Genomic DNA, 6,329 nt, shown 5'->3' on the forward strand with positions numbered 1-6,329 from the left:
TGCCGGCTCTTTATCTATGAGGGCAAAATCCTGCGGCTGACAGAGGCGGGTCTGAAGCTGCTTGAGTATACCCGTTCCCTGGCCTACAACAGCCGCAAGGCAGAAGAAGCCATGAAATCTCCTTCTCCGGTCTCTCTGCGGGTGGGAGCCTCCAAAACCATTGGAGAGTTCGTGATTGCGCCGCAGGTGAAACGCTTTTTGCAGGAACATCCCGAGGCTAATTTCTCCCTAACGGTAGACAATACCCAGACGCTGCTGCGGTCTTTGGAGTCCGGCCGGCTGGATTTCGTGCTGTTGGAAGGTTTTTTCGATCGCAGCCGGTACGATGCAACTTTGTACCGAAAGGAACCTTTTTTCGGAGTATGTTCGCCAGATCATCATTTTGCAGGCAGAACGGTGGCTATAGAGGAACTGGATGCAGAGCGCATTCTAATCCGAGAGCCCGGCTCGGGCACTCGAACCATCTTTGAAGACGCCTTGCGCCGCCACAACCGCACCCTGAATCGCTTTTCCAAAACAACAACCATCAGCGATTTTTCTACCATCAAATCTCTGGTTGCGGATGGTCTGGGGATCTCGTTTCTATACGAGGCAGCAGTATCCAAAGAATCGGATTCCGGGGTGCTGGCCCGGTTTGATCTGGCAGAAACGCCTATGAGCGGAGCCTTCTACTTTGTGTGCCTAAAAGAGAATCTGTTTGCCGCCGATTGGATTCACTGGATGGAATGAGCTCCTGCTTTGGGATGCGGTCTTCTATAGCATCGAAACATTCGATGCTATAGAAGATCAAGCTTCACCGAATACCCGTTCAATCCATCGTTCGCTGGATTGTGCAAATGTTCGGAAAATCCATCTTCCGCCGCATCATCCAATCCCTCAGAGCGGTTTCGCTCTTGTGGTCGCCTGCTTTCATTATGAAAATCGATGTATTGACGCAGCCATGAATTTCTGCTACAATACCAATCGTTAGGTCAAGCTAACCACGCTGTGGTTAGCTTATTATTACGGCCAGAAGTTAGCTTTAGCTAACAGTGTGAGGTTTGAAGTGATGATCAATAAACGGCTGATGCGCATCATGGGCAAGAGCAAAAAATATGTGTCGGCACAGGTGTTTTTCCAGTGGATTTCTTTGCTTTGCAATATTGTATTGATGTTCGGAATTTCCCTTTTTCTGAGTCAGCTTTCCGCCGGGGCCGATCTGGCGGTGTGGAAAAACTCGATTTGGATCCTGCTGTCTGCCTTGGCCATACGGTACGCATGCACATCTCTGGCAAGCCGGGTAAGTCACCACGCCGCGCAGCAGGTAAAGCAACTGCTGCGCACCATGATTTATGAGAAACTACTGCGCCTGGGCCTGGCGTATCAGCAAAAAGCCCGAACCTCTGAGGTAGTTCAGCTGGCAGTAGAAGGTGTAGATCAGTTGGAGGTGTATTTTGGGTCTTATCTGCCTCAGCTGTGCTACTCGATTCTTGCACCTTTAACCCTGTTTGCGGTTTTGAGCTTTGTTAGTCTGCCCTGTGCGGTTCTTTTATTTCTCTGCGTCCCCCTGATCCCCATGACCATTGTGGCAGTACAGCGTTTTGCCAAGAAACTCCTGGGGAAATACTGGGGCGAATACACCTCCCTGGGCGATTCGTTCTTGGAAAATCTGCAGGGGCTTACAACTCTTAAAATTTATCAAGCGGACGCCCACCAACATCAGAAGATGAACGAGCAGTCTGAACGCTTCCGCAAAATTACCATGAAAGTTCTTTCCATGCAGTTGAACTCCATCATTGTCATGGATCTTATCGCCTACGGCGGTGCTGCACTGGGCATAATTCTGGCGGTGTGGCAGTTCCACGCCGGGAGCCTGTCCCTGTTCGGAGCGCTGTTGGTCATCCTCCTGGCGGCCGAATTTTTCCTGCCCATGCGCCTATTGGGTTCCTATTTTCACATCGCCATGAACGGCATGGCGGCAGCAGATAAACTTTTTGCTCTGCTGGATCTCCCCGATGCACAGACTGGAACCCATGCCTTCCCCAAAGATTGTACCGTGGTTTGCAAAGACCTGCGGTTTGGCTATGAGTCCGATCGGGAGATCCTGCGCGGAATTGATTTTTCCGTTCCGCCTGGTCGTTTTGTAGCGCTGGTCGGCGAGAGCGGATGCGGCAAATCCACCCTTGCCGCCATTCTCATGGGGCGGATACGCGGATTTCAGGGAGAGCTTACCATCGGCGGAATCCCCATCCTTGACATCGCGGAGGACGCTCTGACAGCGAATATCACCTACGTAGGCCATCAAAGCTATCTGTTCCGCGGCACCGTCAGAGATACCCTGAAAATGGGCAATCCGGAGGCCACCGATGCCGATTTCTGGCGTGTCCTGGAGCAGGTAAAGCTGGCGGATTTCCTGCGCGCGCAACAGGGATTGGACACAGAGCTGGAGGAGAACGGCGTCAATTTTTCAGGCGGGCAGCGCCAGCGTCTGGCAGTTGCCCGGGCACTGCTCCACGACACACCCATCTACATTTTTGATGAAGCCACTTCCAACATCGACATAGAAAGTGAAAATGCCATTATGGAACAAATCAAAGGGCTCGCCCGGAATAAAACGGTCATTTTGATTTCCCACCGGCTGGCCAATGTGGCCGGTGCCCATCCGATTTATGTGCTTCGGCAAGGCGTTATTGCCGAGCAAGGCACTCATGAGACACTGATTTCCCAGCAGGGCGAGTATGCCCGTCTGTGGAACGCCCAGCAACAACTGGAAACTTACGGAAAGGTGGCTGCAAGATGAAGCGATCCGGGATTCAAGTCATGGCGAAGCTGGTCGGTTTGGTAAGACCTCTGACCGGATATATGAGTTTGGCTGTCGTTTTGGGGCTTCTGGGGCACCTTTGTGCCACAGCCATCACCGTGTTCGGCGGCTTTGCCCTATTGAATGCTCTGGGTGTGGAACAACCCCTCTCCCTGTCCATGTTGTTCCTTCTGATCGGCCTTTGTGCCCTTCTGCGGGGCGCACTGCGCTATGGTGAACAGACCTGCAACCATTTTATTGCCTTCAAGCTGCTGGCCTTGCTGCGGGATCGGGTTTTTGCTGCCCTGCGCCGCTTGTGTCCCGCGAAACTTGAAGGCAAGAACAAGGGAAACCTCATCAGCGTCATCACCTCGGACATTGAACTGCTTGAGGTGTTCTACGCCCATACCATCTCCCCCATCTGCATTGCGGCGCTGTACACAGCGCTGGTCACTGCATTTTTGTGGAGCTATCACCCGGCCCTGGGCGTCCTTGCGCTTCTCGCCCACGGCATAGTGGGAATTCTGATTCCCTGGCTGACCTCCCGCTGGAGTGGAGATGTGGGGCAGCAGGTCCGCAACCAAAGCGGTCAGCTCTCCGGCTTTGTGCTGGACAGTCTGCGCGGTCTCTCCGAGACCCTGCAATACGGACAGGGCCAGACTCGCCGGCAAGAACTGGAACAGCGAGGCGTACAGCTGTCCCGGCAGGAGGAAAAGGCCAAGCGAATCTCTGGCCGCAACAGCGCAATCACCAACACCGTGATCCTGCTGTTCGATTTTATCATGCTGTATGCGGCAGCCACGCTCTGCGGATTTTCGGCCGCCCTTATTGCCACCCTCACCTTGATGAGTTCCTTTGGCCCCAGCGTTGCCCTGGCCGCTCTGGGTTCTACCCTGCAGAATACCTTTGCTGCGGGCAACCGGGTACTGGATCTTTTGGAGGAACAGCCGGTGGTAGAAGATGTCCGCGGCTATGCGCCAGTTGCCTTTGACGGGGCTGCCGTAAGCGATCTCAGTTTTTCCTATGATGAGGAAGAGATCCTGTCCCACATGGATCTGGATATTCCCAAGGGAAAAATCGTTGGGATTTTGGGCCGAAGCGGCAGCGGAAAGTCCACCCTGCTCAAGCTGCTCATGCGCTTCTGGCAAGCAGAGCAGGGGGAAATCCGTATCTCAGATCGACCCATTCAGAACATCAACACGGAAAACCTCCGCAATATGGAAAGCTATGTCACCCAGGAAACCTATCTGTTTCACGACACCATCGCCAACAATCTGAGAATTGCCAAGCTGGATGCCACCCAGGCAGAGCTGGAAGAGGCATGCCGCAAGGCATCGGTACACGACTTTATTGTTTCCCTTCCCCAGGGCTACGACACACCTGTAGCCGAGCTGGGTGATTCCCTGTCTGGCGGAGAACGCCAAAGATTGGGACTTGCCCGCGCTTTTTTGCACCAGGCGCCACTGCTGTTGCTGGATGAACCCACCAGCAATCTTGACAGTCTGAACGAAGCCGTTATCTTGCGGTCGCTGCAACAGGTAAAGGGAGAGCAGACCATCGTGTTGGTATCCCACCGGCAATCTACAATGGGAATCGTAGAACAGCAATATTGCGTGGAACAGGGCCGTGTGAGCTGAAATAAATTGCCCTTTTTATGAGGGCAATTTATTTCTGGTTTTTTGTTAGCTATTGCTAACTATCGGAAACACAGAGAGGATGATCACCATGAAATCCATCGCGGATAAGCGGGAACAGGAAAAGCGGATTGTTGCCCAGATGATCCAACTTTATTGCAAGAAGCAACATCATCGGTCTGATTTGTGCCCAGACTGCCGGGAAGTTTTGTCCTATGCCATAGACCGCTCTAATCACTGCCCATTTATGGAAAGCAAAACGTTCTGCTCAAACTGCAAAGTACATTGCTATCGCCCGGAAATGCGGACAAAAATCCGGGAAATCATGCGCTTTTCTGGTCCCAGGATGCTTCTCTATCATCCTGTTCTGGCAGTGTCTCATATGCTCTTAACCGTAAAAGAAAGGATGCACAAAACATGACTGGCAAAATCACCTTCGGTATTTTGGGCCTTGGAGTAGGAGCTTTGGGTGTAGTCTTGCCCTTGCTTCCGGCATTCCCTTTTTTGATGTTGGCAGCCTTTTGCTTTGGCAAAAGTTCTGAAAAACTGGACCGCTGGTTTAAGGGTACAAAATTATATAAAAACAACCTGGAAACCTATGTAAAGGGTCAGGGCATGACCTGGAAAGCAAAAATTCGCGTGATGGTCACCGTCACGCTCCTTATGCTATTCGGCTTCCTGATCATGTTTCAAAAGTCCCTTTACATTCCCTGCGCGATTCTCGGCGCAGTATGGCTGTTCCATATCCTTTACTTTTGCTTTGGGGTAAAAAACCATGTGGTTAAAGATAAACCTGTAAAATAAAATCGCTTGCATACCCTGTTGCCGATGATCTCTCTTTTGACGCTTTTGGGGTGTTCACTTTCACGACCGCATCGCCGCCGGTTCGTTTGCTTTGCCTGATTCATACTGGATAAACCGTGATTCGATCCCGATGATAGACAACATGAAATCTTACCACACCTGAGCTTGAGCCGACGTTCACAAAGGACAAGCTCAAAGTGAATAGAGCTGTCGAAAATGAAAACAGCCGTTGCGGACTTTGTGTTCCTGCAACGGCTGTTATGTCTTGATTATTTTATTATTTGCGTAACCCGATTATCCCAAGCTGCATTCAAACAAGAACATGTCACACTGATCGTCAACAGCTCTTTCTTTTTCAAACGATGAATAGGTTTTTACGGTTGTAAATCCAATTTCTTTCAAGTAGCATTCCATCTCGCCAAATTTGTATAGATGGGTTTGAAAGTCCATCGGCTCACTCTGCAACAGCTTTGTCCCATTGTACAGCTCATAAATTGCCGGAGAAAACTGCGTCTGAGTTTCCTCGTCGTAGTAATTCTTGCTTCTCAACAGCAGATCAAATCCCTGCTCTGTTTTTACGGAAATGGCCGTTTTATAATCGCTGTCGTTCTCACATCTATCAGCAATCGTATCTACAGCAAACACAAGCTTACCTGCCGGAGCCAGCATTTCCTTTGTTTCCTGCTCCTGATACGCTCTCATGCGATCCATGCTCGCAAAAAGAAAAGACGCAAAATCTTTCGATTTTGCGTCTTTTTGCTGGTGCACCTCCAGGGACTCGAACCCTGGGCCCACTGATTAAGAGTCAGTTGCTCTACCAACTGAGCTAGAGGTGCATATGGTGACCCGTACCGGAATCGAACCGATGTTAAAGGCGTGAGAGGCCTCTGTCTTAACCGCTTGACCAACGGGCCATATAAAAACCATCAGAATACGGTTTCAATATTCTGATGGATGAGAGAAGCCGGCATCTACCTATTTTCACAGGCCGTTTCCAGCCAACTATCTTCGGCACAAGTGAGCTTAACTTCTGTGTTCGGAATGGGAACAGGTGGGACCTCACCGTCATCGACACCGGCTGTTCAGAGTTTAGATCTGAACAATCTCTCTAT

6 protein-coding genes, 2 tRNA genes and 1 rRNA gene are annotated in these 6,329 nt (G+C 50.9%); 5 read left to right on the forward strand and 4 right to left on the reverse strand.

The window, feature by feature from the left end:
* The 5 genes from B5E67_RS14860 to B5E67_RS14880 all read left to right on the forward strand — a co-directional run.
* A partial coding sequence (locus B5E67_RS14860) for a LysR substrate-binding domain-containing protein (protein WP_143405443.1) occupies positions 1 to 729 on the forward strand: 729 nt, incomplete at its 5' end.
* A 319-nt stretch (positions 730 to 1,048) separates the two neighbouring features.
* Entirely contained in the window at positions 1,049 to 2,779 is a 1,731-nt protein-coding gene (locus B5E67_RS14865) for an ABC transporter ATP-binding protein/permease (RefSeq protein ID WP_087385873.1), read from the forward strand.
* Positions 2,776 to 4,416 carry an ABC transporter ATP-binding protein gene (locus B5E67_RS14870; RefSeq protein ID WP_204246563.1) on the forward strand — a complete coding sequence of 547 codons (1,641 nt, stop codon included), beginning with the start codon at positions 2,776 to 2,778 and terminating at the stop codon, positions 4,414 to 4,416. The genes B5E67_RS14865 and B5E67_RS14870 overlap by 4 nt, the downstream gene beginning before the upstream one ends.
* Positions 4,417 to 4,504: 88 nt before the next feature.
* The gene (locus tag B5E67_RS14875; protein WP_087385877.1) at positions 4,505 to 4,834 is read left to right on the forward strand and encodes a nitrous oxide-stimulated promoter family protein; all 330 of its coding nucleotides are present in this window, start codon (positions 4,505 to 4,507) and stop codon (positions 4,832 to 4,834) included.
* The gene (locus B5E67_RS14880) at positions 4,831 to 5,217 is read left to right on the forward strand and encodes a YbaN family protein (protein ID WP_087385874.1); all 387 of its coding nucleotides are present in this window, start codon (positions 4,831 to 4,833) and stop codon (positions 5,215 to 5,217) included. The genes B5E67_RS14875 and B5E67_RS14880 overlap by 4 nt, the downstream gene beginning before the upstream one ends.
* 294 nt (positions 5,218 to 5,511) lie before the next feature.
* Here B5E67_RS14880 and B5E67_RS14885 read toward each other — a convergent pair whose 3' ends face one another.
* The 4 genes from B5E67_RS14885 to rrf form a co-directional block, all read right to left on the reverse strand.
* Entirely contained in the window at positions 5,512 to 5,985 is a 474-nt protein-coding gene (locus tag B5E67_RS14885) for a hypothetical protein (RefSeq protein WP_204246564.1), read from the reverse strand.
* Positions 5,978 to 6,053 (reverse strand) — tRNA-Lys (locus tag B5E67_RS14890). The genes B5E67_RS14885 and B5E67_RS14890 overlap by 8 nt, the downstream gene beginning before the upstream one ends.
* Positions 6,054 to 6,056: 3 nt before the next feature.
* A tRNA-Glu gene (locus tag B5E67_RS14895) sits at positions 6,057 to 6,131 on the reverse strand.
* A 48-nt stretch (positions 6,132 to 6,179) separates the two neighbouring features.
* Positions 6,180 to 6,296, reverse strand: a 5S ribosomal RNA gene (gene rrf, locus B5E67_RS14900).
* Positions 6,297 to 6,329: the final 33 nt, after the last annotated feature.

The sequence above is a fragment of the Faecalibacterium sp. An122 genome, from assembly GCF_002160895.1.
Lineage (GTDB): Bacteria > Bacillota > Clostridia > Oscillospirales > Ruminococcaceae > Faecalibacterium.

Excerpts from the sequence above, each read along its gene's own strand:
- B5E67_RS14865 (WP_087385873.1), top strand. The coding sequence starts at position 1,049 with ATGATCAATAAACGGCTGATGCGCATCATGGGCAAGAGCAAAAAATAT.
- B5E67_RS14870 (WP_204246563.1), top strand. The coding sequence starts at position 2,776 with ATGAAGCGATCCGGGATTCAAGTCATGGCGAAGCTGGTCGGTTTGGTA.
- B5E67_RS14880 (WP_087385874.1), top strand. The coding sequence starts at position 4,831 with ATGACTGGCAAAATCACCTTCGGTATTTTGGGCCTTGGAGTAGGAGCT.
- B5E67_RS14875 (WP_087385877.1), top strand. The coding sequence starts at position 4,505 with ATGAAATCCATCGCGGATAAGCGGGAACAGGAAAAGCGGATTGTTGCC.